Origin of the sequence: Streptomyces sp. Act143 (genome assembly GCF_003143935.1) — a bacterium.
GTDB lineage: Bacteria > Actinomycetota > Actinomycetes > Streptomycetales > Streptomycetaceae > Streptomyces.
Genome location: NZ_QFRX01000001.1, coordinates 4,808,765 through 4,834,247, shown reverse-complemented (window position 1 = coordinate 4,834,247; position 25,483 = coordinate 4,808,765). Strand labels below are relative to the sequence as shown.

The following is a 25,483-nucleotide window of genomic DNA, read 5'->3' as shown; positions in this document are numbered from 1 at the left end:
CTAATGGGCGGTTGCCCATTTGGTAAGCCGGGGCGGCGCGGAAAGGGAGACGATGCCGTCAGGGGTGCACATCCACAACGTGCGTGGCCAGTTGTTCGAAGCCGCCGAGCGCGTCCTGCTCCGGGACGGACCCGACGCGTTGACCAGCCGGGCGGTCACGGAGGAGGCGAACTGTGCCAAGGGTGTGCTGCACCGGCACTTCAGCGACTTCGACGCTTTCCTGGCGGAACTGGTCCTCGACCGCGTTCGCGGCATCGAGGAGCGAACCACGACTCTGCGCGCGGCCGCCGGCACCGGGAGCGTGGCGGACAACCTCGCCGACGCCCTGCAGGACCTGTTCGGGCCAGTCACGGTGGCAATCGTCGCGCTCATCACCTTCCGCGACGGTCTCCGCGCCCGGCTGCGCGAGGCCGGTCTGACCGGCATCCCACTGGCTGCGCAAGGTGCCGCCATGATCGCCGCCTATCTCACTGCCGAGCGGGAGTTGGGGCGCCTGGCCGGTGACGCCGACATCGACACACTCGCCCCCACCCTCGTCGGGGCCGGGCACCTGCTGTTCGCCGACCGGACAAGCGCCCCGCCGCAGACCGCCGCCGTCCGCAAGATGGTGACCACCGTCATCGCCAGCGCCTTGCGACCACCCGAGTCGTAGGTCGGGCCGCCCGTCAGGTGACGGAGGATTGCGCTGTGTCCAGGAGGCTGAGCAGGCGCTCGGCTTCGTGGATGAGACCGGTGCCCGTGGGAGTGGCTGCGAGGGAGCCGGCCCGTTCGATCAGCTGAACGTCTGCGGCCTCTTCCAGGGTATGGAGCCGATGTGCCGCCATTGACGCGGACGGGGCCGGTGCGTCCTGCAGGAGCGTGAACGGGTTGCTGGCGGCGCTGCTCGGGCGGATGTCGATGCCCCCTTCTTGGCCGGCAGGTCGAGGCGGCGCCTGTCGGGACCGAACTGTTCGGCGATGTCGGGGATGCTGAGGCGTTGGTGCAGGTGGGCCGGTTCGAGTTCGTCGCGGGTGATGCGCGGGCTGAGCGGTTCGGGGCGTGGTGCGGCTGGGATCCCGGCTGCTTCCATGGCGTTGTGGACGGTGGAGAGGCTGCAGCCGCACTGCGGGCGATCAGGCTCTGGTCCGCAGCACCGAGTTGCCGTCGATCGGGCGGCCCAGGTCGACCGAGAGCCGCCGAGATCACACCGGTGCGAGGACGGCGGGCCGCACGTCCTCGACCGGCCGTCCGTCAGGCGCCGTTCGGCGACCGTGAGGGGAGATCCCCGTCCTGCGCTACCTCCCAGGCCCGCGCGATGTCCTCGTCCGGGCACAACCCCGGCCCCGCCGGTAGACGGCCAGGAACCGCACGTTGGCCGGCAGCACCGGATCCGCCCCCGACCAGATCTCGTACTGCCAGCCGTGGCCCTCCACCAGGTCCCCGGGCCAGGCCCGGGCCGCCGCGATCTCCGGATCAAGAAGGCGGTCGGCGGGCTTCACGTTGATCACGCGCACATTGCCGCCCGCCGGCGCCAGCAGGAGGCCCGGCACGTGCAGCCGCCACCGCCCACCCACCCGGGCCCGCAGACGGCTCGGCTGGTCCGCCGGGGCAGCTCCGACGGGTCCGTGCCGTGGTGGCGGCGGGTCAGGTCGGCGAAGGGTCACCGGCATCGTCCCGGGGAGTACGCGGCCTTGTTGTCGTGCGCCAGCCAGCCGCAGACGGGAAGTTTCCAGGGCTGATCACTACCGGCCGCAGGCGTTGCCAACGAGCCCCGGAAGGTTGCTGGGCGACTGCTGGAGATCGGCCGACACTGCTGACGCGGGCCCGGGACCTACGGGGTGGATCTTTAATGTGGCGCCGAGTGCCCCGCGGATGGCGTATGCTGGTTTCACCGACGCGGGGTGGAGCAGCTCGGTAGCTCGCTGGGCTCATAACCCAGAGGTCGCAGGTTCAAATCCTGTCCCCGCTACTGAAGGCCCAGGGCCGGAATCCAGTTGATGGATTCCGGCCCTGAGTCGTTTCTCCGGCCGCCGCGGACGGCTTCGGCTGTCCCGGACGGCTTCGGTTGTCCCGGACGTCTCCGGCCGTCTCGGGCGGTTGTCACGCCGGGTGATCGCGTGACGCCCCTCCGCATAACAACTGACATACCGTCAATACCTGTGAGGCTGCTGAGGGTCGGTCAACTCGCCCGATTTTCACCGGCCGTGACCCCTACGTCCTGCCGAAAAAGGTTAATGATCAAGCGGAACAGCTTGGAATCCGCACCCCGGGTCTATTAACGTTCGATAACGCAGCGCGGTCGTCCCAGCCGTCACAAGAGGCGGCTCCGTGCGCACGCGCCGAATCCCGCAAGGGAACCGGGGAACCACCAACTTGGGGTGAATCACGCGTAAGTCGCCGTGGAACCACGGCGGTTATACGCGCGTAGGAGACCTTCCTGCTCCGAACCCGTCAGCTAACCCGGTAGGCGAGAAGGAAGGAAAGGAGCACGCCCACGTGGCGTCAAACCGGCCTGCCCCCGAGGCCCCGTACGTGCCGAGCCAGCGCAGCACCGATGCCTTCGGCTACGGCAGCTACCACCACGACGAGGGTCCGCAGGAGGTCTGGAATCCCACCGAGGACTCCCTCCGTCCGGCTCGCGGCAAGCACCGGGTGGCCAAGCAGCGCGGCGGGGGACTCGCCCGCAGCTCCACGGTTCTGGGCGTCGGTGTCATAGCCGCCGTCGGCGCGGGCGGCATGGCCAGCGCCAACACCGGCAAGCCGCCGGTCTCCATCTCGATGCCCGACCTGCCCAACGTGGGCGCCGTCTTCGGCGGCGAGGACGAGGCACCCCAGGGTTCCGCCACCGCGCTCAGCAGCCTGGCCACCAGCACCACGGAGACCGCCGAGAGCGGCTCCGACGCCGGTGAGGCGCTGCGCAACCGCATCATGGCGCAGGCCGAGAGCCAGCAGAGCCAGGTCGACAACAAGGCCCAGCTCGCCACCGAGGCCCAGGTCGCCGAACAGGCCGCGAAGGCCGAGGCCGCGGCGCTGAAGCAGGCCGCCGACGACGCCGCCGAGGCGAAGAAGGCCGCCGAGGAGAAGGCCGCGAAGGAGGCCGAGGCCAAGCGCCTCGCCGAGCTCGCCAAGCAGTACACGCTGCCGACCTCCTCGTACACGATCACCTCCACCTTCGGCCAGGCGGGTTCCCTCTGGTCCTCCGGCTATCACACCGGTCTGGACTTCGCGGCCCCCACGGGCACGCTCATCAAGGCGATCCACAGCGGCACCATCACGGAGGCCGGCTGGGCCGGCTCCTACGGCTACCGCACGATCCTCACCCTCGACGACGGCACCGAGCTGTGGTTCTGCCACCAGTCCTCGATCAGCGTCAGCGTCGGCCAGAAGGTCAGCACCGGTGATGTGATCGGGCGCGTGGGCGCGACCGGCAACGTCACCGGGGCCCACCTGCACCTGGAGGTCCACCCCGGCGGGGCGGACACCGGGATCGACCCGATGGCGTGGCTGCGCGACAAGGGCCTCAACCCCTGAGACACCCCTCGTCTCCCTCTCAACCCCGGCGGCCCTGACGCTCACCCCCCGACGTCAGGGCTGCCGGTTTTCCGGCGCGGACCCCTCGCTCTTGGCGTGGATTTTGCGGCCGGTGCGGAAGATCCGCATCCGGCGCGGGTGTTGTCCATGACCATGACTTCTCTTCGCAAGCTGGGCACGTCCGACCTCGAGGTCTTCCCGCTCTCCCTCGGCGGCAACGTCTTCGGCTGGACCGCCGACGAGACGCAGTCCTTCGCCGTCCTCGACGCCTACACCGCCGCGGGCGGCAACTTCCTCGACACCGCCGACTCCTACTCGGCCTGGGTGGAGGGCAACTCGGGCGGCGAGTCCGAGACCATCATCGGCAAGTGGGCCAAGGCGCGTGGCAACCGCGACGACCTCGTGATCGCCACGAAGGTCAGCCAGCACCCGGAGTACCAGGGCCTGACGGCCGCCAACATCAAGGCCGCCGCGGACGCCTCCCTGCGCCGCCTCGGCACCGACCGCATCGACCTCTACTACACCCACTTCGACAAGCCCGAGGTGCCGGTCGAGGAGATCATCGGCGCGCTGGACGAGCTGGTGAAGGCGGGCAAGGTGCGGCACATCGCCGCCTCCAACATCTCCGCCGAGCGCCTGGAGGAGTCCCTCGCCTTTTCCGAGCGCGAGGGCCTGGCCCGCTACATCGCCCTCCAGCCGCACTACAACCTGGTCTCGCGCGAGACGTACGAGGGCGAGTTGCAGGCGGCGGCGGAGCGGGCGGGCCTGGCCGCCGTCCCGTACTTCGCGCTCGCCTCCGGATTCCTCACGGGCAAGTACCGCGACGGCGAGGTGGTGGAGGGCGCCCGGGCCGCCGGCGCCGGCAAGCACCTGCAGACCGAACGGGGCCGCAAGGTCCTCGCCGCCCTCGACGACATCGCCGAGGCCCACCGCGTCCCGGTCGCCACGGTGGCCCTGGCCTGGCTCGCCGCCCAGCCGACGGTGGCCGCCCCGATCGCCTCGGCGCGCACGGTGGAGCAGCTCCCGGCGCTGGTGCGGGTGGCGGAGGTGACGCTGACGGACGCGGAGGTGGAGCGGCTGACGGAGGCGTCGGCGTAGGGCCCGCCTCCTACGACTGGTACGGGTTGTAGGCCGGGTACCCCGGATACGCGGGGTGGGCCGGGTACGCCGGGTGCGCGGGATGCGGTGCCGTCTGCTGGCCGTACCCGTACACCCCGTGCATCGGCCACGGCGCCGCGACCACCGGGACCGGCGGTGCCGTCGCGCGCGCCGCGTGGTCCAGCGCGGGACGGGCGACGTCCCGCCGGGCCCACAGCTCGTGCAGCAACTCCCTCTCCCGTACGACGAAGTCGGCGCCGGCCCGGCCGCGGCGCCCCCGGTGCCGCAGGAACGCGAGGGAGGTCGCGTACGCCTCGTACTGCGCCACCGCGCGCGCCGCCGGCCGTCCGGCGTGATGGCGGGCGTACTGGCGGGCGATGCGCCGGGCCCGCATCGAGCCCAGCGCGAAGGGTTCGGCCGGGGTGAGCCAGCCGGCGACGGCGTAGGCGGGCAGCTCCTCGCGCACGGTCTTCAGCTCACGCTGCCGGGTCCAGATGACCAGCCAGGTCAGCAGCCCGAACGCGGGGAGCATGAAGGCCGCGTACACGGCGAAGAAGCCGTACTCCCCGAAGGTCGACGAGCCGTTCCAGATGGCGTGCATGCCCATCGCGAGCAGCAGGCCGGAGAGGGGGAGCAGGACGCGGCGCAGGTGCTGGCGGTCCGCGGAGAGGGCGGCGATGCCGAAGCCGATGCCGGTGAGGACCGTGAACAGGGGGTGCGCGAACGGGGACATGATGACGCGCACGAAGAACGTCGCCGCGGTCACGGACGCGATGCCGCGGTCGCCGGTGAGCTGGTCGGTGCCGAAGGCGGTGCCGAGATAGAGGATGTTCTCGGTGAACGCGAAGCCGGTGGCGGTGACCCCGGCTATCACCACACCGTCGACGATCCCGGTGAAGTCCCGTCTGCGGAAGAGGAAGACGAGCAGGACGGCGGCCGCCTTCGCCGACTCCTCGACGACCGGCGCTATGACCGTCGCGCCGAGCGTGTCCGCGCTGGACGGGTCGGCGGTCGCCGTCGCTATCCAGCGTGTCGCGAAGCTGTTGGCGACGATCGCTATCAGCGCCGCCGCGCAGGCACCCCAGGCGAAGCAGAACAGCAGAGTGCGCCAAGGGCCCGGTTCGACGCGGTCCAGCCAGCGGAACGCGGCTATGAGCAGCGGCACGGGCAGGATCGCGAGGCCGAGGCCGACGAGGAAGCCTTCGGTACCGGTCTGCTCGCGCACCAGGGCGAGGATGACGAGCCCGGACAGCGCGAGCAGGGTGATGAGGGCGCCGTAGCGCACTCCCTTCCTTTGCCACCAGTGCGCGTGCCGCAGCACACCGCCGGCGGGGCCGGTGGGAGGGCGCGTGGGGTACGGGGGAAAGGTGGCCACGGCATCGACCTTAACGAGGGGGGTGGCTGTGGTGCTGCCGCTGTCGCTGTCTCTGGGACTGGGGCTGTGGCTGTCTCTGGGACTGGGGCTGTGGCTGTGTCTTGCTCCTGCGGCAGTCTCTATGGCTGTACGCGACGGAACAACAGGTCGTTCACGACATGTCCCTTGTCCAGTCCCTGGCCCTCGAAACGGGTCCGCGGCCGGTAGTCGGGACGCGGCGCAAAACCGCCGTCGGCCTGGGTGTTCTCGAAGTCCGGGTGCGCCGTGAGCACCTCGAGCATCTGTTCGGCGTACGGTTCCCAGTCGGTCGCACAGTGTACGATCGCCCCCGGTTTGAGGCGGGTCGCGGCGAGGCTGAGGAACTCCGGCTGGATCAGCCGCCGCTTGTGGTGCCGCTTCTTCGGCCAGGGGTCCGGGAAGTAGACGCGCAGCCCGTCGAGGGAGTCGGGGGCGAGCATCTCGCGGAGCAGGATGATCGCGTCGCCGTTGCCGACCCGGACGTTGGGCAGGCCGTCCTGGTCGGCGAGGTTGAGCAGGTTGCCCTGGCCGGGGGTGTGCACGTCGACGGCGAGGATGTTGGTGCCGAGGTCGGCGGCGGCCATCTGCGCGGTGGCCTCGCCCATGCCGAACCCGATCTCCAGGACGACGGGGTTGGCGTTGCCGAACAGCTCGGCGAGGTCGATGACCCGCTGGCCGTCGATGTCCAGCCCCCACTTGGGCCACAGCCGCTGGAGCGCGTCGGCCTGCCCGGCGGTGACCCGGCTGCGCCGCGGCTGGAAGCTGCGGATCCGCCGCTCGAAGTGCGACCCGGCAGGATCGGCCTTCGGCCCGTCGGGGAACCGGGGCTCCCCCTTGCCCCGGGTGTGGCGGACGGAGACGCCGGGGGCGTGGGGGGCCGGCTCACCGGGGGTGGCGGCGGGCCTGCGGGAGTCGGGGGTGTTGGGGGAGTCAGACACAGTGGGGTCGATTTTACGGGGCCCTCGTCCCAGCTGCGGGCAGTCGTGCCGCCAGGGACGGCAGGGGTGGGTGCTGTGGGGTCCCTTTGGGGGAGGCATTTCGTTGGCGCGGGCAAGCGAAACGCACGTGACGCCAGAGCTGACGCTGGGCGCCTGGCGGAGCTCTGATGCTGGGCAGCTTGCTCAGTCCTGACGGCGGGCGCCTGGCGGAGCCCTGATGCTGGGCAGCTTGCTCAGTCCTGACGGCGGGCGCCTGGCGGAGCTCTGATGCTGGGCAGCTTGCTCAGCCCTGGCGCCGGGCACAGTCCCGACGCCGGGCACCCGCTCACCCTTCGCCCAGCGCACCCAACGCCCGCCGAGCCACCTCACGTCCGATCGGCAGCGACGCGGTCGCCGCCGGCGACGGCGCGTTCAGCACGTGCACCGTCCGCGCCCCCTCCTTGATCAGGAAGTCGTCCACCAGCGTCCCGTCCCGCAGCACGGCCTGCGCCCGCACGCCCGCCGCCGTCGGCACGAGGTCGTCCTCCCGGACGACAGGCAGCAGCCGCCGCACCGCCTGGGTGAACGCCCCCTTGGACACCGACCGGCGCAGCTCCCCGGCCCCGTACCGCCAGTGTTGCTGCGCTATGCGCCACGACCCCGGCCATGCGAGCGTCGCGCCCAGCTCCCGCGGCCGTACGACACCCCACCCGTACCCCTCGCGGGCGAGCGCCGGCACCGCGTTGGGCCCGATGTGCACGCCGCCGTCGATCCCGCGCGTGAGATGCACCCCGAGGAACGGGAACGCCGGGTCCGGCACCGGATACACCAGCCCCCGCACCAGCTCGGGCCGCGCCAGCTCGTAGTACTCACCCCGGAACGGCACGATCCGCATCTCCGGGTCGTCCCCGGCCAGCCGCGCCACCTCGTCGCAGTGCAGCCCCGCGCAGTTCACCAGCACGCGCGCGCGGACCACGTCCCCGGCGGTGGTGCGGACGGCGACCCCGAGTGCCGGGCGCCGGTCGATCCGCTCGACCCGGGCGCCGTAGCGGATCTCCGCGCCGGACGCCGCCGCGAGCTGCCGGGCGACCCCGACGAAGTCGCACACGCCGGTCGTCCCGACGTGTATGGCGGCGAGGCCCTCCACCTCCGGTTCGTACTCCGAGATCTGCGCGGGGCCCAGTTCCCGCACCGGAATGCCGTTCTCCCGGCCGCGCTGGACCAGGCCGTGCAGTCGCGGCAGCTCGTCCCGCTCGGTGGCGACGATCAGTTTTCCGGTGACCGCGTGCGCGATGCCGTACTCCGCGCAGAACTTCACCATCTCCGTGGCGCCCTTGACGGCGTACCGCGCCTTGAGCGACCCCGGGCGGTAGTAGATCCCGCTGTGGATGACCCCGCTGTTCCGCCCCGTCTGATGCCGGGCCGGGCCCGCCTCCTTCTCCAGCACGGTCACCCGCGTCCCGGGCGCGGCACGCGTGATCGCATACGCCGTGGACAACCCGACGATGCCCCCACCGACCACGAGCACGTCACAGTCGTACGCGACCGCTGAACGCATGTGCACCACCTCCCACCTCGATAGTGCACTGCGCCACTGACAGTCCCTTCAAACGCGGGATGCGAGAGGCTTCACCGGTTACGCCGGGGCCATCAGCAGCGGCCTCGCCCGCTCCCGCAGCTCCACCACCCGCGGCTCGTCGCCGTACGGCTCCAGGCGGTGCAGCAGATCCTTCACGTACTCGGTGGTGCGGGCCGAGGAAATGCGCCCCGCGACCTCCACCGCCCGCACGCCCTGCTCGCATGCCGCATCGAGATTGCCCGACTCGAGCTCGGCGACCGCGGAGACGACGAGCCGCAGGCCGTGCGACCGCACGAACTCCTCCGTCGGCTTCGACAGCGCCTGCTCCGTGAAGCGCCGCACCTGGCGCGGCGCCTTGAGGTCCCGGTAGCACTCGGCGGCGTCGGCGGCGAAACGGTCGTAGGAGTAGAAGCCGAGCCAGGACGGGTCCTGGTCGCCGTCGCGCGCCCGCTCCAGCCAGCCCTCGGCGGCCCGCAGCGCCGCTCCGGCCGCGTGGGCGTCACCCGCGCGTGCGTGCGCGCGTGCCTCGACGAGGCGGAAGAAGCTCATGGTGCGGGCCGTGGCCAGGCCGCGGTTGCGTTCCAGGGCGGCCTGGGCGAGGTCGACGCCCTCGTCGCCGAAGCCTCTGTAGGTCGCCTGGAGGGACATCGACGCCAGGACGTACCCGCCGAGGGGGACGTCCGCCGCCGCGCGGGCCAGACGCAGAGCCTGGATGTAGTAGCGCTGCGCCGCCTCCTGCTGGCCGGTGTCGAAGGCCATCCACCCGGCGAGCCGGGTGAGTTCGGCGCTGGCACCGAAAAGAGCCCGGCCCACGTCGTCGGAGTAGGAGCCGAGCAGCAGGGGTGCCGCCTCCACCCGTAAACACTCCGGCACCATGGACGAACGCCAGTCGCCGCCTCCGTACTTGGAGTCCCAGCGCCTGGCGTCCTCGGCGGCCTCCCGCAGCTTCTGCACATCGCTGTGGCCGACTTTGAGCGGTGCGCCGGAGTCCTCGGAAGGGTTCACCTCGCGCGCGACCGAGCTGTCGGCCGGGGTTATCAGCCACCGTGAGGCAGGCGTTGCGTACGCGCTTACTGCGAACGATCCGGCCAGCGACTGCCAGATGCCGCCGGAGCCGGCGCGGCGGCCGGCGAGGTCGAGCCGGTACAGCTCCGTCGCGCTGCGGACGGCCTGTCCGACGTCCCTGGGGAAGGCGAGGCCCACTTCGGGTGCGGGATCCGCGTCCGCCAGACCGATCTCGTGGAGCGGCACCGGGCGGCCGAGCTTCTGGCCGATCGCAGCGGCGATGAGGTGCGGCGCAGCGCCTTGCGGCACCATGCCCTTGGACACCCAGCGCGCCACCGAGGTCTTGTCGTAGCGAAGAGTCAACCCGCGTTGAGCGCCAAGATCGTTGACGCGTCGCGCGAGTCCTGCGTTGCTGATTCCCGCGAGGGCGAGAACGGCGCCGAGCTTTTCGTTCGGCCCGCGTTGCTCCCTGGACATGCGCCACCCCTCGACACAGACGGCTGCCGCGCTGGCATAACCACGCGGCATTCGTAAACCCAGCGTAGTTCGCCGCATCCCAAGCGTTAAGGGGCATTCTTCCGGATGGCGGGATTGTGGCCCGTACGCGCGTGCGGGCCCCACACGCACCGTCGCGACGTGCTCCCGCTGTGTGGCCGTGCGCCCGTGCGTGCGCTCTTCTCCGGCCATCGGGGGAGCGGTTCCATGGATCGTGCGTGGGTCGGCCCGCTGTACTGGATCCAGTGGGCTGGGGGATTCCGCCACCTCCATCCCCGCGGGTGGCGGAACGGTCCGGGGGGCGAACTCCGTTCCCCGGACTGCGCGTTGCCGAGACGCTGCGCAGAGCCTGTACGGAGCGTGCGCGAGCTCGGCCTCGCAGCGCTTATTTGGCCGAAAATCGACCCTGTAATCCGTGGGCAATTACCGCTCCCACCATGGAACTTGAGGGCGCGAAGGGCGTCTTGGGGGAGCGTTTCGGGGGCGCATTCGCGTCGCAGCAGCGCTCCCCGCAAGGACGTCGCACGGCCCCTCCCTGGGCGTCCGCCTCTTCACGGACCCGCGCGCGGGGGCGCATTCAGCGGAGCTCAAGCGGCTCCACCGCCCCTCCGGCGAGCCTCCTTCATGGCAGCATGGTGAACCGATTCGTACGGTGCACTGGTTGTCCACAGCCTGTGGAGGCGTCCATGCGGTGGTTGGTGGGGTGGAGCAGCACCGCAGCGGGAGCAGCCGAGATCGGCTCCGCCGGGGCCACCGGCGGGGACGGCGAGACCGTGCACCCGGTGGGGTCCCAACTCCTGTGGGGAGATCCGGATCCGCTGTGGGCGGTGGGCGACTGGCGACCCGACGAGGTGCGGGTCGTGAAGGCCGACGCCGAGAACCGCATCGCCGTCCTCGGCACCTGCGGCGCGACCGACGAACAGCTGAGGGTCGGTCTCTTCGCCGCGCGCGGAGGGGCACTTCGCCATCTGACGAACTGGCCCGGCAGCTACACCGCGGTCGTCCAGGTGGGCCGCCGCGTCACCGTGTGCGGCGATCTCGCGGGCGCCCGCCCGGTGTTCTACACCCCCTGGGCCGGCGGTACGGCGTACGCGACGGCCGCCCTCCCGCTCGCCGACCTCATCGAGGCCAACCTCGACTTCGGCCACCTCGCGGCGCTCCTTGCCGCCCCGGACGTACCGGCCGCCCTGCACGACTCGACCCCCTACGAGGGCGTACGGCGCATCCCGCCGGGGCACGCGCTGATCCTGCGCGCCGGTGCGCGCGAGATCGCCGGGTACGACCCGGTCGCCTCCCTCGCCGTGGCGGCGCCCCCGGCCGATCCCGACAGCGCGGTGGACGCCGTACGCGACGCACTGGTGGACGCGGTACGCGCGCGCCTGTCGGCCCCGCGCCATGTGCCCGGCGCCGACATCGACCCGGGGCCGGTACCGGGCATGGGCCCCGCCGAACGCCGTGCCGCGCGCGGGATGCCGGTACCGGGGATCGGCGCCGACCTGTCGGGCGGCCCCGCGTCCGGCACCCTCGCCCTGCTGGCGGCGGGCCTCCCGGGCATGCCGGGCACGGTCCTGGGACACGGCACGGGCGCCGGCGAACGCCTCCTGGCGGTCACCTTCAACGACCTCGCCGTCGGCGGCCGCGAGGCCGAGCTCGAACGTGCCGGGAACCTCGCCGCCAACCCGCGCCTGCACCACGTGGTGGTGGCCGGGGGCGAGGAGACACTGCCGTACGCCGACCTGGAGGGCCCGCTGACGGACGAGCCGGGCCCGAGCCTGGTGACGGCCGCCCGCCACCGCGCCCGCCTGGCCTCCGGCAGCGCCGACCACTTCACGGGCTACGGCGCCCGCCAGGTCCTGGACGCCCACCCCGCCCGTCTCGCCGACCTCCTGATGGACCGCAAACGCCGCCATCTGGTCCGCCCGGTCGCCGCGCTGGCGAAGGCGGACGGCTCGGTGATGGTCCCCGCGCGCGTGTACAGCGCGGCGCGACGCCTGTCCCGGACGCCGTACCGCGCCGGCCTGGAGGTCCTGGCCGACCGTCTGATGGACCGCCGCTTCGACGAGCCGGGAGGCGCGGTCGGGGCGTCCCTGGCGGCCCTCACCTGGGCCAGACCAGGCCCCGCGGCCCGCTGGCTTACCGGCGAGGCCCTCGCTGAAGTATCGGTTCGCCTCCAGGGCGCGACGCACCGCTCCGCCGTGGGCCCGGGCCAGCGTCCCGGCGACTACCGCGCGCGTGCGGCCCTGGCGAGGCACGCGGCGGACCTGCGCGTGCTGGAGCAGGCTGCCGAGATCCGTTTCCAGCGCCTGCACGCCCCGTTCCTCGACAACCAGGTCGTCCGTGCCTGCCGCGCCCTCCCCGAGGCCCTCCGCGTCCAGCCGGGCGCCCGGGCCGCGATCCTCCGCACCGTCCTCCAGGGCGCGGGAGTGGCCGACCTCCCCCCGGGCTGGGGCGCCCCCTCCCACGCCTCGGCGGCGGTGGCGGCCCGCACGGGCCTGCGCGTCGCCGCGGACTCCTTGATGGCCCTCTTCGGCACCCCGCTGCTGGCGGAGGCGGGCCTGGTGGAGGCAAGGGTGGTCCGCAAGGCCCTGAGGGCGGCGGCAGAGGGTGAGCCACTGCCCCTGGACGGCCTGGCGGACCTGGTCGCCCTGGAACTCTGGCTGCGCCGCCTCCTGGCCCGCCGGGGAACCTGCTGGACCGGAACCCCGGCCCGCGCGCGTGCGGTCCCGGCGGGGATCACGCCGCAGAGGGGGGCGTTGGGGGCGGGGGCGACGGCGCGCAGGGCGTAGGGGCGCCCACCACCGCACCTGCGCCCACCACCGCACCTGCGCCCACCACCGCACCAGCGCCTGGAACCCTGCGCTCCCTACTTCCCTGCCCCCCTGCCTTCCGCGGACCCCGTGCCCCGCTCTGCCGCACCGTCCGCTGACCCCGTGCCCCCCACCGCCCGGCCGCCCGCAAACCCCGTGCCCCCCACAGCCTCTCCGGCGACAATGACCCGGTGCGGTACAAACTCCTGGGCGTCACCCAGGCCGAGGACGATCACGGCACCGTCGTACCCCTGGGCGGCCCCCGAGTCCGAGCCCTGCTCACCGCCCTGGCTCTCCGCCCGGGTCACACCCGCACCCCCGACGCCCTCATCGACGACATCTGGGGCGCCGATCCACCTCAGGACGCCAACGCAGCCCTGCAGGCCCTCGTGGGCCGCCTGCGCCGCGCCATCGGCAGGACGGCGGTCGTGCTGGCCCCCGGCGGCTACCGGCTCGCCGCGACCAAGGCGGACGTGGACCTGTTCGTCTTCGAGCGCCTCGTGCACGAGGGCACCGAAGCCCTTCACCGAGGAGACCCCCGAGCCGCCGCCCGAGCCCTGGACGAGGCCCTCGCCCTGTGGCACGGCCCGGCCCTCGCCGACCTCCCCGACCGCACCGCCGCGACCCGCCCGGAGACCCTCCGCATGGAGGCGACCAGGACCCGCACGGAGGCGTTCCTCCGCCTCGGCCGCGCCCAGGACGTCGTACCGGAGCTGACGGAACTGACCACGGCCCACCCGTACGACGAGAAGCTGCACGCCCTCCTCGTCCGCGCCCTGCGCGACACCGGCCGCCCGGCGGACGCCCTGGCCGCGTACGAGACGGCCCGCCGCGCCCTGTCCGAGGGCCTGGGCACCGACCCGGGCCCGGAACTCCGAGCCCTGCACGCGGAACTCCTGGCCCCGCCCCCGCCGCCGGCCCCCGAGACGACGCCCCCGCCCCCGCCCCCGCCGCCGGCCTCCGGGACGACGCCCCCGCCCCCGCCGCCGGCCCCTGAGGCGATGACCCCACCGCCCCCCAGGCCCCCCTTCCGCACCGGCAACCTGCGCCCCCGCCTCAATTCCTTCGTGGGCCGGGAACCCGAACTCGACGCCATCCGTTCCGAATTGCACAGGGCCCGACTCGTCACCCTCACCGGACCGGGAGGCTCTGGAAAGACCCGTCTCGCCGAGGAAGCCGCCGCCGGGCTCCCGCAGGCATGGCTGGTCGAACTGGCACCGCTGGAGCGCCCGGAGGCGGTGCCCGGCGCGGTGGTCAGCGCGCTCGGCCTGCGGCAGACCGTGCTGATGGCCACGGAGCTGTCGACCCCGCAGGAAGACCCGCTCACCCTGCTCGTCGAGTACTGCGCCGCACGCAGCCCACTCCTGATCCTTGACAACTGCGAACATGTGATCGAGGCGGCGGCCCGCCTCGCCGAAACCCTCCTCACCCACTGCCCGGGGCTCACGATCCTCGCGACCAGCCGTGAACCCCTGGGCGTCCCCGGTGAGTGCGTGCGCCCGGTCGAACCCCTCCTCCCCGACCAGGCCCACCGGCTCTTCACGGAGCGCGCGACGGCCGTCCGCCCGGACGCGGCGGACCTCGTCCTCCGCGACCCCGACGCCGTGGCGGAGATCTGCCGCCGCCTCGACGGCCTCCCGCTCGCCATCGAGCTGGCGGCGGCCCGCCTGCGGCTGCTCACCCCCCGCCAGATCGCCGACCGCCTCGACGACCGCTTCCGCCTCCTCACCTCCGGCAGCCGCACGGTCCTGCCCCGCCAGCAGACCCTGCGCGCGGTCGTCGACTGGTCCTGGGAACTGCTCGACGAAAGGGAGCGGACGGTGCTGCGCGAGGCGTCCGTGTTCGCGGGCGGCTGGGACCTCGCCGCCGCGGAAGCCGTGTGCACCGGCCCCGCCGCCGAGCTGATCGGGGCGCTCGTCGACAAGTCCCTGATCGTGGCGGCCCCTGGCGAGCGGTCGGACAGCGGCGGGGCCATGCGCTACCGCATGCTGGAGACGATCCACGAGTACGCCGTGGAGCGCGCCGCCGAGGTCCCGGAGCTGCGCGCCGGCGCCGAGCGGCGGCACCGCGCGTGGGCGGGTGCCCTCGTCGCGGAGGCCGAGCCCCTGCTGCGCTCCCTGGGGCAGCTCCCGTGGATCTCCCGCCTGGAGACCGAGCTGGACAACATCCGCGCGGCCCTCCATCGAGCCGTCGAGGACGGGGACGAGGTGGAGGCGGGGGCCCTGGCCCTGCGCATGGGCTGGTTCTGGTGGCTGCGGAACTACCGGCGCGAGGGCGCGGACTGGGTCGACCGCATCCTGCGCCTGGGCGCGGCGCTGGACGCGGCCGCCACCACGAAGGCCACAGGACTCCCCGCGGACCCCCGAGCCCGCTGCGCCCTCCTGGAAGCCGCGGACCCCGTGGCGGCGCTGCTCTCCGCCCCGGACGGCGAGACCGGGCACCCGCTGCACGCGCTCCGCATGGAGCTGCGCATCCTGCACATCCTCCTCGTGTCGGAGATCGAGGCGCGGAACCGGGTGCCGGACGAGCGGCTGGGCCGGTACATCGCCCAGGTGCGGGCGCACTTCGAGAAGGGCGGCCCGCAGGCGGCCCGGATGCCCGGCCTCGTCTGGCCGCTGACCTCGTTCTTCATGGGCGACCGGGAGGACGCCCGGGACGTCCTGGACACCGCGGTCGCCAACTGCCGTGAGCACGGCGGCGACTGGGAGATGGGCGTCACGCTGATGTTCCGCACGCACATGGTCGTCGACTCCCCGGGCGGCATGAAGGGCGTGGACGAGGACCTCGCGGAGCTGCGCCTGCTCAGCCGCCGCGTCGGCGACCGCTGGCTGCGGGCGCAGGTGTACAGCGCGGCGGGCGAGGCAGCCATGGCCCGCGGCCGGCTGACGGAGGCCAGGGGGGAGTACGAGGAGGCGCTGCAACTCGCCCATGAGGTCGGGGCGTACACGGAGACGCCGTTCCTCATCGCCCGCCTCGCCGAGATCGCCTACCGCGCGGGCGACCGTTCGGCCGCGATCACCGCCCTGGAGGAGGCGAGCACGGCCGCCGACCGGTACAGCGTCGGGGACAGCAGGGCGTTCGTGCTGCTGCTGCGGGCCCACATCGCCCTGGACGACAAGGACACCGCGACCGCGCGCGAGCTGCTGGAGGAGGCCCGCGTGGAGACCGCGCGGGGCACTCCGCCGCCGCAGTTCGTCGTGATGCTGAACTCGGTCGAGGCCATGGTCACGGTCGCCGAGTCGGGCCCGGGGCACGGTCTGCCGCAGCTGATCGGCACCGTCAAGGAAGCGGTGGACAAGCAGTGTGCCGATCTGATCGTGGCGACGCTCGTGGACGCCACCGCGGCCCTGCTCGCCGACCTCGGGGACCTTCCGCGCGCCGCCAGGCTGCTGGCCGCCGCGAGGCGCTGGCGAGGCGCCGACACCCGCTCCATGCCGGAGGCCGCACGCGCCGAGCGGGCGGAGTCGACGGCACGTGAGGGGCTGGGGCCGGTGCGGTACGGGGTGGAGTACGCGCGCGGCGTCACCCTCACCCCGGCCGACGTCCTCGACGAGCTCGACGAGGTGCTGCGTGCGGGGGCGGCCGGCCCCTGAGACGCGCGGGGGCGGCCGGGCCGTGAAAATCGGGCCCTGAAATCCCGGGCCCTGAAATCCCGGGCCCTGAAATCCCGGGCCCTGAAAACGGCGTGGGCCTACGCGCACCTGAACTTCGACTCGGCCCAGTCCGCGAGCATCAGGTCGTCGTAGGGGCTGTGCGGCTCGACGACCAGCCGTACGGTCGTGCGACCGGTGAGGTTCACATGGACCGGTACCGCCGCGTCCCCGCCCTCGATCATGCCGGACTTCCACAGCCGGACCCCGTCGGCGTAGACGGAGAAGTACATCTTGCCGAGCCCGAGCGTCATGTCGTCGACGCCGACGAAGGCGTCGTAGGAGGTGCACTCGCGGTTGAGGTCGATGGTCACGGAGGAACGGCCGTGCACGGTCACGCCGTGCGCGTAGCTCTTGTTCGCGATCGAGACGCCGGACCGCTGCCACACCCAGCTGCTCTCGGCGATCCGCATCTCGGGCCCGGTGCCGTCACCGTTGACGTTGTACGCCAGCTCGCTCCACTGGTAGACGGCCGGCGCGGGAGGCGGCGGCGGGGTCGGAGTGGGGGTGGGTGTCGGCTTGGGGGTCGGCTTCGGCTTCGGCTTCGGGGTGGGTGTCGGGGTCGGAGTCGGGGACGGCTTCGGCTTCGGGGTGGGCGTGGGGGTCGGGGTGGGTGTCGGGGTCGGGGCGATGACCGGCGGCACGGGCGCGGGCTGCTTCTTCGGCGGCTTGGGACTGTTCTCCGCGGGCTCTGCCACCGGCGTGGAGGCGGGCGGCTTGGCCTCGGGCTTGTTGTCGACCGGCTGGTCGCTGCCGGCCAGCGCGAGCGCCGTCACCACGCCCGCCGCGACCAGCACACTGGCCGCGATACCGACCTTGGCCGGCGCGCCCAGCCCCTCGGAGGCCGCCGCGCCACCGGCTGCGCCCGCCCCGCCCGAGGAGCCGCCGCTCGCCGCCGCGGCCGCGCCCGCGACACCGGCCGCGCCGGCTCCGGTGCCACCGGCGATGAGCGCGGCCACCTTGGCGTACCCGGCGGCACCGAACCAGCCGATGACCGCGACCGGCACGACGGCGGGGATGCTGCTGGCGACCTCCGAGATCTGGGCGGCCGCGAGGCGGCACTTGGCGCACTCCTCCAGATGCTTGCGCAGGCCGCGTTCGGCCCGGGTGCGCAGCCGGCCGCGGGCGTAGGTGCCGAGCTGGTCGGCGTAGCGGGCGCATTCCTCGTCGTCGGCGAGGGTGGCGCTGACGTGCGCCTGGAGGTAGGCCTGCTTGAGGCCCTCGCGGGCCCGGGAGGCCAGCACGCGCGTGCCGTTGGCGTCGAGTCCGAAGAGGGTGGCGACCTCGCTCGGCGACTCGTCCTCGACCTCGGTGTGCCACAGCACGGCCTGCCAGCGCTCGGGCAGCGACCGGAAGGCCTGCATGGCCATGGACTGCTCGGCCTCGTGCATGGCGCGGACATCGGCACCCAGGTCCAGGCCCGCTCCGAAGGAGCTGAAGGATCCGGTGTCGTCGGAAGCCTCGCTCACGCGCGTGGACTGGGCGGCGAACAGCGCGAAGTCGTCGACCAGCTGCTCGCGCTTCGCGGACTTCGTCCAGTTCGCGGCGACCCGGCGGACCGTGGTCAGAAGATAGGCGCGTACGGCGTGCTCGGGGCCCGAGCCGCCGCGTACCGCCTGGAGCATGCGGGCGAAGACCTCGGCGGTGAGGTCGTCGGCGGTGTGGGCGTCCCGGCAGCAGGTGCGGGCGTACCGGCGCACGGCCTCCGCGTGGCGCCGGTACAGCTCCTCGTAGGCGGTGTCGTCGCCGGAGCGCATCCGGCCGATCAGGTCGGCGTCGGAGGGCGGCAGCTCCCGGGGCGGCGGCAGCACGCTGTCCTCGCGCCGGTCCCGCTGCGTGGGGACGCTGCCCTCGACCGGGTCGCCGCCGCTGTGCGGGCGGCCTGCCCGGCCTCCCTGGCTCGGCACCTGGGGCGACGCGAGGTCGTCCGGCTCGCCGTCACCGAGTGACTCGTCGCGCCCGTCAACGCTCATCGCGGAAAGCCCCCGCCGCCTGCTCTACCGGTCCCGAACACCGGGTCAGAGTGCCATACCGGCTTTTGGGCGGGCCCCGGCAGTACGGGGCATCCACTCGTCCGTGGGGACTTGCGGCAAGGCAGTACTAGCCGTCACCCATTCGGGGAAGGCTCAACCGACTTTGTCTGTACGGGAGTTGAGGGGCTTATCCGACAAGGCCGGAATGTGCCCGGGGTGTGAGCGGCGTACCGCCCACACCCCGTCGTCACCTCTTCGAGTCACCGCTCACCCGGCGTTCACGACCACCGGGCCCGTGACCCGGTCAGGACGGCCGCGACCGCAGGCCCTCCAGCAGGATGTCCAGCAGTCGCGCCGAGGCCGCCGCCTGCTGCGCCGCGTCCGGCAGCGAAGGCGCCGCCGTCGCGATCACCAGCAGCACGTCGGACACCGACACGTCCGGCCGCAGCTCACCCGCCGCCCGCGCGCGGTCCACGAGCTGGCCCACCACGTCGAGCAACGCCGCCGCCCCCGCGTCGTCGGCGGACACCGACTCCTCCGGCACCAGCCGCAACTCGGCCGAACCCGGCCCCGGCTGCGTCCGCTGCTGCGGCACCCGGGCCTCGTCGAAGACGGCCCCGTCGGTGTGCCCGGCGCGCTCGTCGGGGACCCCGACACGCAGCACCTGCGGCGGCAGCAGCCGCCCCGCGCCCGAGGCCACCGACGTCCGCAGGAAACGCGACAGCGCCGACCACGGCTCGTCCTCCTGCCCGAGCGCCGCACGCGCCTGGTCGGTCAGCCGGGAGGTCTCCTCCTCGGCTATCCGACGCACCAGGACGTCCTTGCTCGGGAAGCGCCGGTACACGGTGCCGACGCCGACCCGCGCGCGCCGCGCCACGTCCTCCATCGGCGCGCCGTACCCCAGCTCGCCGAAGACCTCGCGCGCCGCGCGCAGTACGTGCTCCAGATTGCGCTGTGCGTCCACGCGCAGCGGCGTCGAGCGCGACGCGTCCCCGCGCCCGTTGCCCGCCGCCGCGCTCATCGCTCCGCCACCGGGTGCGATGGCGGACGCGGTAGACCAATGAGAGCCCTGAACATGCATAAACGATCCCCCGGTAATGACGTCTCCCCCCGGAGACTCTCCCCGCCACTGAAAGGCCGGGGCGACACAGGGAACGAACCCGGTTCACGGACCGCCCGTCGCGGACCCGATGAGCGCATCCCCCTACACCCCGTCGACACACGAACATAGTTGAGAGGGAGTCAATTCAGAAGGGGCAGGTTCCGCACAGAGCGCCCCCCGAAAGGAGTACGGGTCGCATACGTCCCGATTGCACCCCTGGAAGCCCCCCGGCGCACACCCGCTGACCTGCACACCTTCCCCGTACGCCGCCGATTCGGCCAACCCCGGGCGCACCGGCGCGCCGGTCACACAAATTGTCGAGGCTGTGGACAAACTCAAGCGCCGGGTGCGTCATGGGGTGGTGAAGGAACGCGCGCGCATTCTCGTTGTCGGCGGCGGCTACGTCGGGATGTACACGGCCCTGCGTCTTCAGCGGAAGCTGAAACACGAACTGAGGCGCGGCGACGTCGAGATCACGGTCGTCACCCCCGACCCGTACATGACGTATCAGCCCTTCCTCCCGGAGGCGGCAGCCGGTTCCATCTCCCCCCGTCATGTCGTCGTCCCCCTGCGCCGCGTCCTGGACCAATGCACCGTGATCATCGGCGAGGCGACCACCATCGACCACGCCAAACGCACCGCCACCCTGACCACCCTCGCCACCGAGGAGGAGGGGACCGGCGCACAGCAGCTGACGTACGACGAACTCGTCCTCGCCCCCGGATCGATCGCGCGCACCCTGCCCATCCCCGGCCTCGCCGAGCACGCCATCGGTTTCAAGACCGTCGAGGAGGCCATCGGACTGCGCAACCACGTCATCGAGCAGATGGACATCGCCTCCTCCACCCGCGACCCGGCGGTCCGCGACGCCGCCCTCACCTTTGTCTTCGTCGGCGGCGGCTACGCGGGCGTGGAGGCGCTCGGCGAACTGGAGGACATGGCCCGCTACACCGCGCGGTACTACCACAACGTCCGGCCCGAGGACATGAAATGGATCCTCGTGGAGGCCGCCGACCGCATCCTCCCCGAGGTCGGCGCGGAGATGGGCCGCTACACCGTCACCGAACTGCGCCGCCGCAACATCGACGTACGCCTGGAGACCCGCCTCGAATCCTGCGCCGACCGGATCGCCGTCCTCAGCGACGGCGCCCGCTTCCCGACCCGTACGGTCGTGTGGACCGCTGGCGTCAAACCCCACCCGATCCTCGCCGCCAGCGACCTCCCGCTCACCGACCGCGGTCGGCTGAAATGCACCGCCCAGCTCACGATCGAGGGCACCACGCACGCGTGGGCGGCCGGAGACGCGGCGGCCGTCCCCGACGTGACGGCCGAAGAACCCGGCAAGGAGACGGCCCCCAACGCCCAGCACGCGGTACGCCAGGCCAAGCTCCTCGGCGACAACATCGCGCACGCGCTGAGAGGCGAGGAGCTGGAGACGTACTCCCACAGGTACGTCGGCTCAGTGGCGTCCCTCGGCCTCCACAAAGGCGTCGCCCACGTCTACGGGCGCAAGCTGAAGGGCTACCCTGCCTGGTTCATGCACCGCGTCTACCACCTCAGCAGGGTCCCCACCTTCAACCGCAAGGCGCGCGTGCTGGCCGAATGGACCCTGTCCGGGCTCTTCAAACGGGAGATCGTCTCGCTGGGATCGCTCGAACATCCCCGAGCGGAGTTCGAACTCGCGGCCGGTGGAAAGCCTCCTCACGACCCCACGAACGACCCGAAGGGGTCGTCCTGACCGGACCGAGGAACTCCACCGGCGGGGCAGGCGTCTGACGGATGTCGGTCCGGTCGGTCACACTGCCACACTGATCCCCGACCCAGGACGGGTGGACGCCCGCCCACCGAACCCGCGAGGACCCAGGCCGGGTCCGGAGCCGGCCGAAGACGACGACACGAGGCAAGGATTCGTGAACTTCACGCGCTGGAGCGCCCGGCTCCCCGGAACGCAGCGCCGCGCAGCCGCGCGGACCGACCACGAGCTCACCCCGGACCGACTCGGGGAGGGCGCCGTACCCGCGGCCCGCGCCGAACAACTCACCGACGACGCACCCCCCGTCCCCGCCGTCGACGAACTCCCCGTCCGCGAGGTCCTCGACCGCGTCCCGGCCCTGGTCGCCCTCGTCCACGGCCCCGACCACCGCCTCGCCTACGTCAACGACGCCTATGTGACGGCCTTCGGCCCCCGATCCCCCGGCACCCCCGCGAGCGAAGCCCTCCCCGAACTCCACGAGACCGGCCTCCTCCCGCTCCTCGACCAGGTCCTGCGCAGCGGCAAGCCCCGCACGGTCAAGTCCCGCAAGGCCCCCGACGGCCGCTCCTACACGTTCACCTGCACCCCGGTGTCGGAAGGCGACGGCGGCGTCCTCGTCTTCGCCACGGACGTCACCGACCACGCCGAGGCGGCCGAACGCCTCAGAGCCAGCGAACGCCGCCAGCGCGAGACGGCCGTCACCCTCCAGCGCTCCCTGCTCCCCCAGGTCCTGGAGGAACCCGACGACCTCCGTATCGCCGCCACCTACCAGCCCGGCGGCACCGAGGCCGCGGTCGGCGGCGACTGGTACGACGTCATCACCCTCGGCGGCGGCCGCACAGCCCTGGTGATCGGCGACGTCATGGGCAGAGGTGTGCGTGCGGCAGCGGTCATGGGCCAACTCCGTACGGCGGTCAGGGCGTACGCCCGCCTCGACCTCCCCCCGCACGAGGTCCTCCAGCTCCTCGACGGCCTGGCCACCGAGATCGACGCCAACCAGATCGCCACCTGCGTGTACGCCATCCACGACCCCAACGAGGGCAAGCTGGTGTACGCCAGCGCCGGCCACCTCCCGATCCTCGTCCGCGACGAGAGCGGCGCGGTGCAGCGCGCCGACGAGCCGACGGGACCACCGCTCGGCACCGGCGGCTGGATGCACGCCTCGGGCTCGATCCCGCTCGGCCCCGGCTCCACGGCCGTCCTCTACACGGACGGCCTGGTGGAGCGCCGGGACGAGGACCTCGACGAGGGCATCGCGTCCCTGGAGCGGGCCCTGTCCGGCGCCACCGGCACCCCCCAGGTCGTCTGCGACCGCCTGGTCCGCTCGGCCGGCGTCACCGCCGACCACGACGACGACGTGGCCGTCCTCGTCCTCCAGCACCCGTCCCGTACGGGCCCCGACAGCGACCTCTTCCGCAACGCCGCCCTGGAACTCCTCGGCGGCGTCGAGGCGGCCCCACGCGCGCGTGCGTTCGCCTCCGGCGTGCTGACCAGCTGGCGCTTCCCCTCGGAACTGCACGACCTGGGGGTGCTGGCGGCGAGCGAGCTGGTGGCGAACTCGTTGCAGCACGGGACGCCACCGATGCGGCTGCGCCTGCGCAGGACCGATCGGCGTCTGATCATCGAGGTGACGGACGGGGACGACCATCTGCCTCGGCGTCGGCGGGCCGAACCCGGTGACGAGTCGGGGCGGGGGATCGCGATCGTGGCGACCATCGCTTCGAACTGGGGGTCGCGGAGGACGCCTGGGGGCGGGAAGGCGGTCTGGTGCGAGTTTGTGCTGCCCAAGGGGTAGGGACGCGGAGGTGAGTGGCGGCTGCGGGTGAGCGGGGGCTTGTCGCGCCCACACGGCGAAGCCGCACAGCGACACAGCCCCGCGCCCCTGAGGTCGCTCCGGTTACGCAGCGACAGATTCCTGCTGTGTGCCGCCCGTGGCCACCACACGGCTCCTCGCCCGCCACGGGTGGTCCTGCACATCGGTGAGCTGACGGCCCAGCCGCAGCGCCAGATAGGTGATGCCCACCGAGAACAGCAGGAACGTCACGATGTACGGCGCGTGCAGTGACGCGCCCATCGGGCCGCCGATCGCCGGCCCCACCGCCAGGGCGAGCTGCTTCACCAGGGCGAAGGCCGAGTTGTACTGCCCGGCCATGCCGGTCGGCGCGAGATCGGCCACCAGCGGAGCCACCGTCGGCGACAGCATCGCCTCCCCCAGACCGAAGAGGGCGTACGTCGACACGAACGCGGCCGTCGCCATGGCCTGGCTGCCGTGGCCGAGCCCGGCGTACCCCGCCGCGACCCATGCCACGGACCAGATGATCCCGACCGCGGCGATCACCCGGGACCGCCTGCGGCGCTCGACGAACCTCAGCACGGCGAACTGCGCCACGACGATCATCGCGGTGTTGGCGGCCAGCGCCGTCCCCAGCGCGGAGGTGGAGATCCCGGCGGCCTCGACGCCGTACGCGCTCAGGCCCGACTCGAACTGGCCGTAGCAGGCGAAGAAGAGCACGAAGCCCAGCACACACAGCTGCACCATCGCCCGGTTCCCCAGCAGCTGCTTCCAACTGCCCTTGGCGGCAGCGGACGGCGCCCCCTCCACCCGCGGCGCGCGCGGCATCCGCACGGTCGCCATCACCACGACCAGCAGCAGGAACATCGCCGCCTCGATCGCGAAGAGAAGCGTGAAGGAGGAGACGTTCGAGGTGTCCACCAGGTGGCCGCCGATGAGACCACCGACGCCGAGCCCGAGGTTCTGCAGGAAGAACTGCATCGCGAAGGCCCGGGACCGGGTCTCCGACGTGGAGCAGTCCACGATCATCGTGGCGAGAGCCGGCTGCATGACCGCCTGTCCGGCACCCAGCGCTGCTGCCGACAGCAGCACGGTGGTCGCGTTGTTCGCCAGCCCCAGGCTCAGCGCCCCGAGCGCGGCCGTGACCAGAGCGGCGAGCAGCACCGGAAGAGGGCCCCGCCGCACGATCGCCCGGCCGGCGAACGGCAGCACGATCAGCGCGGCCACGGCGAAGACAGCGAGGACGAGCCCCGCCGTCATGGCCCCCAGTCCCCGCACCTGCGCCACATAGACGTACAGGTAGGGGACCGTGAAGCCGAGCCCGAACGCGCTGAGTGCGTTGCCCACGTGAATCCGGCGCATCGCTGCGCCCATGGCCCTGGTCACGTTCACCTCTCTCACTAGTTAGGAGTGAAGACTTCAAAGCTAAAGTTCGAAGCTAAAGAGTACAGAGTGAAGGACTTAGAGGCAAAGTGACGTGGGATACTGCCGTCATGGCCGAGACCCCTGGCATCCCCGAGCCCACGCTCGACGAGCAGATCGCCGCCTACCAGCGCGAGTTCCAGGACCTCGATCCCCAGGTCGAGAAGATCGTCTCGGCGCTCTCCCGCCTGAACCGCCGTATGAACGTCGCGTACAGCCGCCAGACGTCCGCACTCGGCATCAGCAACGCCGAGTGGGAGGTCCTCAAGGCCCTCGTCCTCTCCGGCGCCCCGTACCGCATGGGCCCGAGCGAGCTCGCCAAGCGACTCGGCCTGACGCCGGCCGCCATGACCCACCGCATCGACCGGATGGTCACCGAGGGGCTGGTCACCAGGGAGCGGGACGAGTCCAACCGGGTGCGGGTGATCGTCGAGTTGACCGTGGAGGGCCGCGAGAAGTGGCTGGAGGCCATGCGCCTGGCCACGGTCTTCGAGGAGGACCTCCTTCAGGACCTGTCGCCCGAGGAGCGGACGGCCCTCGGCGATGTCCTCACCCGCCTCCTGCGCAGGGTGGAGCACGCCCAGCCGGACGCGGGCGGACGCCTCACTGACCTGGACTGATGCGACCCCCGACCGATCAGCGACCCGTCACCCGAAAAGATCTTGACAGGGGGTGCTTGACACTCACCCTGCCGGTCCGTAAAGTTCTTCGGGTTGCCGCGGAGCCGTAACGGTTCTCCGACAACACCTCCGCCGCATCAGCGGCACCACAAACCATCAGCACGATCTCCCAGCCGGGATGAATTCGGCGTGCCCGAATTCAATTCGATTTGGGTCCGGCAGCTCGATTAGGAACTGCCGGGAGGATCCGCTAAGGTTTGAGACGTCGGAACGGCCCAACGGTCGGGAAGACAAGCCCCTCTGACTGGGAGTCAGGCCCGAAAGGATCTGATAGAGTCGGAACCGCCGGAAAGGGAAACGCGGAAGC

At 72.3% G+C, this 25,483-nt stretch carries 16 protein-coding genes, 1 tRNA gene and 1 riboswitch; of the genes, 9 read left to right on the top strand and 8 right to left on the bottom strand.

Features of this window, described 5'->3' with window-relative positions; all coding sequences use genetic code 11:
• Positions 1-52: 52 nt before the first annotated feature.
• Positions 53-652: a TetR/AcrR family transcriptional regulator gene (locus DI272_RS21815; RefSeq protein ID WP_258314625.1), complete on the top strand. Its 600-nt coding sequence runs from the start codon at positions 53-55 to the stop codon at positions 650-652.
• Between the two features lie 622 nt (positions 653-1,274).
• On the opposite strand, the gene DI272_RS21810 is transcribed toward DI272_RS21815, so the two are convergent.
• A complete protein-coding gene (locus DI272_RS21810) occupies positions 1,275-1,529 on the bottom strand; it encodes a hypothetical protein (RefSeq protein WP_146238377.1) in 255 nt (84 codons plus the stop codon).
• Positions 1,530-1,874: 345 nt separating this feature from the next.
• On the opposite strand from DI272_RS21810, the gene DI272_RS21800 reads away from it, so the two are divergent.
• The 3 genes from DI272_RS21800 (at position 1,875) to DI272_RS21790 (ending at position 4,608) form a co-directional block, all read left to right on the top strand.
• A tRNA-Met gene (locus DI272_RS21800) sits at positions 1,875-1,948 on the top strand.
• A gap of 358 nt (positions 1,949-2,306) precedes the next feature.
• Positions 2,307-2,464, top strand: a riboswitch (cyclic di-AMP (ydaO/yuaA leader).
• Between the two features lie 11 nt (positions 2,465-2,475).
• Positions 2,476-3,510: a M23 family metallopeptidase gene (locus tag DI272_RS21795; RefSeq protein ID WP_109496986.1), complete on the top strand. Its 1,035-nt coding sequence runs from the start codon at positions 2,476-2,478 to the stop codon at positions 3,508-3,510.
• A gap of 153 nt (positions 3,511-3,663) precedes the next feature.
• The gene (locus DI272_RS21790) at positions 3,664-4,608 is read left to right on the top strand and encodes an aldo/keto reductase (RefSeq protein ID WP_109500969.1); all 945 of its coding nucleotides are present in this window, start codon (positions 3,664-3,666) and stop codon (positions 4,606-4,608) included.
• A 10-nt stretch (positions 4,609-4,618) separates the two neighbouring features.
• Here DI272_RS21790 and DI272_RS21785 read toward each other — a convergent pair whose 3' ends face one another.
• The 4 genes from DI272_RS21785 to DI272_RS21770 all read right to left on the bottom strand — a co-directional run bounded on the left by DI272_RS21785 (position 4,619) and on the right by DI272_RS21770 (position 9,979).
• Positions 4,619-5,983 (bottom strand): PrsW family intramembrane metalloprotease, encoded by a 1,365-nt coding sequence (locus DI272_RS21785; RefSeq protein ID WP_109496985.1) that lies wholly within the window; start codon positions 5,981-5,983, stop codon positions 4,619-4,621.
• A gap of 119 nt (positions 5,984-6,102) precedes the next feature.
• Entirely contained in the window at positions 6,103-6,939 is an 837-nt protein-coding gene (gene trmB, locus DI272_RS21780) for a tRNA (guanosine(46)-N7)-methyltransferase TrmB (RefSeq protein WP_109496984.1), read from the bottom strand.
• A 325-nt stretch (positions 6,940-7,264) separates the two neighbouring features.
• A complete protein-coding gene (gene lhgO / locus DI272_RS21775) occupies positions 7,265-8,476 on the bottom strand; it encodes an L-2-hydroxyglutarate oxidase (RefSeq protein ID WP_181387273.1) in 1,212 nt (403 codons plus the stop codon).
• A gap of 78 nt (positions 8,477-8,554) precedes the next feature.
• Positions 8,555-9,979: an MFS transporter gene (locus DI272_RS21770; protein ID WP_109496982.1), complete on the bottom strand. Its 1,425-nt coding sequence runs from the start codon at positions 9,977-9,979 to the stop codon at positions 8,555-8,557.
• Between the two features lie 704 nt (positions 9,980-10,683).
• Between DI272_RS21770 and DI272_RS21765 the strand changes: the two genes are divergently transcribed.
• Both DI272_RS21765 and DI272_RS21760 read left to right on the top strand, forming a co-directional pair.
• Complete coding sequence (locus DI272_RS21765; RefSeq protein WP_109496981.1) at positions 10,684-12,783, top strand: asparagine synthase-related protein; 2,100 nt, start codon at positions 10,684-10,686, stop codon at positions 12,781-12,783.
• A gap of 212 nt (positions 12,784-12,995) precedes the next feature.
• Complete coding sequence (locus tag DI272_RS21760) at positions 12,996-16,397, top strand: BTAD domain-containing putative transcriptional regulator (protein ID WP_109496980.1); 3,402 nt, start codon at positions 12,996-12,998, stop codon at positions 16,395-16,397.
• 98 nt (positions 16,398-16,495) lie between these two features.
• Here DI272_RS21760 and DI272_RS21755 read toward each other — a convergent pair whose 3' ends face one another.
• Positions 16,496-18,427: a sigma-70 family RNA polymerase sigma factor gene (locus tag DI272_RS21755; RefSeq protein WP_109496979.1), complete on the bottom strand. Its 1,932-nt coding sequence runs from the start codon at positions 18,425-18,427 to the stop codon at positions 16,496-16,498.
• A 304-nt stretch (positions 18,428-18,731) separates the two neighbouring features.
• On the bottom strand, positions 18,732-19,508 hold the full coding sequence (locus DI272_RS21750) for a TetR/AcrR family transcriptional regulator (protein WP_109496978.1): 777 nt from the start codon (positions 19,506-19,508) through the stop codon (positions 18,732-18,734).
• A gap of 379 nt (positions 19,509-19,887) precedes the next feature.
• Here DI272_RS21750 and DI272_RS21745 point away from each other — a divergent pair, with 379 nt between their 5' ends.
• Positions 19,888-21,267: an NAD(P)/FAD-dependent oxidoreductase gene (locus DI272_RS21745; protein ID WP_109496977.1), complete on the top strand. Its 1,380-nt coding sequence runs from the start codon at positions 19,888-19,890 to the stop codon at positions 21,265-21,267.
• Between the two features lie 172 nt (positions 21,268-21,439).
• Positions 21,440-23,077 carry a SpoIIE family protein phosphatase gene (locus DI272_RS21740; RefSeq protein WP_109496976.1) on the top strand — a complete coding sequence of 546 codons (1,638 nt, stop codon included), beginning with the start codon at positions 21,440-21,442 and terminating at the stop codon, positions 23,075-23,077.
• A gap of 102 nt (positions 23,078-23,179) precedes the next feature.
• Here the strand turns inward: DI272_RS21740 and DI272_RS21735 are convergent, their stop codons facing one another.
• A complete protein-coding gene (locus tag DI272_RS21735) occupies positions 23,180-24,448 on the bottom strand; it encodes an MFS transporter (protein ID WP_109496975.1) in 1,269 nt (422 codons plus the stop codon).
• A 119-nt stretch (positions 24,449-24,567) separates the two neighbouring features.
• On the opposite strand from DI272_RS21735, the gene DI272_RS21730 reads away from it, so the two are divergent.
• Complete coding sequence (locus DI272_RS21730) at positions 24,568-25,116, top strand: MarR family winged helix-turn-helix transcriptional regulator (protein WP_109496974.1); 549 nt, start codon at positions 24,568-24,570, stop codon at positions 25,114-25,116.
• Positions 25,117-25,483: the final 367 nt, after the last annotated feature.